The sequence below is a fragment of the Halomonas marinisediminis genome (genome assembly GCF_004347715.1).
Lineage (GTDB): Bacteria > Pseudomonadota > Gammaproteobacteria > Pseudomonadales > Halomonadaceae > Halomonas > Halomonas icarae.
Window position 1 is genome coordinate 1 of record NZ_SLTR01000146.1, and the last position, 328, is coordinate 328.

1 protein-coding gene is annotated in these 328 nt (G+C 61.0%); it reads right to left on the minus strand.

Going from position 1 to position 328, the window contains the following annotated elements:
* Positions 1-328: SDR family NAD(P)-dependent oxidoreductase (locus E0702_RS16150; protein ID WP_132045601.1), on the minus strand; the 328-nt coding region annotated here is incomplete at both ends.

Genomic DNA, 328 nt, shown 5'->3' on the forward strand with positions numbered 1-328 from the left:
CCGGATGCCCTTGCTCACCAATTGCGATGCGATGGAGCGACTGAAGGCCGTGGTCGCGCCGCGGGGGGACGAATAGCTGATCAACGCGGCGTTGCCCTTGAAGGCGTTGACGCTGGCGGTGTTGATAATGGCGCCGCCCTCGGGCAGGTGGTCCGCCGCCGCCTGGGTGCAAAAGAAATACCCCATGACGTTGCTGTCGAATGTCCGGCGCAGATGATCCTCGGTAACGTCATCGAGTTCGGTCTCCAGCCATTGCTGGGCAGCATTGTTCACGAGAATGTCGATGCCGCCCATCTTTTCGGCCAGCTCTCGGACAGCATCGAAAGCT